General features: G+C 67.0%; 2 pseudogenes. Both read left to right on the plus strand.

The window, feature by feature from the left end:
* Nucleotides 1-165 (plus strand): annotated as a pseudogene (locus N1F91_RS31055) (IS21 family transposase); the annotation flags it as partial.
* Nucleotides 165-504 (plus strand): annotated as a pseudogene (locus tag N1F91_RS31060) (ATP-binding protein); the annotation flags it as partial. The pseudogenes N1F91_RS31055 and N1F91_RS31060, both read left to right, overlap by 1 nt.

Here is a 504-nt window from a genome sequence, read left to right on the forward strand (position 1 = left end):
GCGCTTGCCGAGAACGTCTGCTCGTCCGCCGTCATTCTCAACATCCTGGCCCGGCGCCGCGATCCGGCGCCGGCCGTCACCATCCTCACACCCGACGCACTGCGCTTGGCGATCGAGCCGCAGGCCGACTGCGCCCGCTACGACAGCCTCAGGAGGGCAAGCTGATGGAACGCACCCAGGTTCTGGACCTGATGGGAACGCTGAAGCTCTATGGCATGCGCAGCGCCTACGACGAGATCATGACCACTGCGATCAAGCGTCAGCACGAGCCGCCGAGGGTCGTCGGCGATCTGCTGTCGGCCNTGCGATCAAGCGTCAGCACGAGCCGCCGAGGGTCGTCGGCGATCTGCTGTCGGCCGAGATCGCCGAGAAGCAGGCGCGCTCCATCAAGTACCAGCTCACCGTCGCCAAGCTGCCGCTGGCCAAGGACATCGACGACTTCGACTTCGCCGGCACGCCCGTCAACGAGACGCTCGTGCGCGACCTCGCCACCGGCGCCTTCGT

The sequence above is a fragment of the Aquibium sp. ELW1220 genome (assembly GCF_030398385.1).
Taxonomy (GTDB): Bacteria; Pseudomonadota; Alphaproteobacteria; order Rhizobiales; family Rhizobiaceae; genus Aquibium.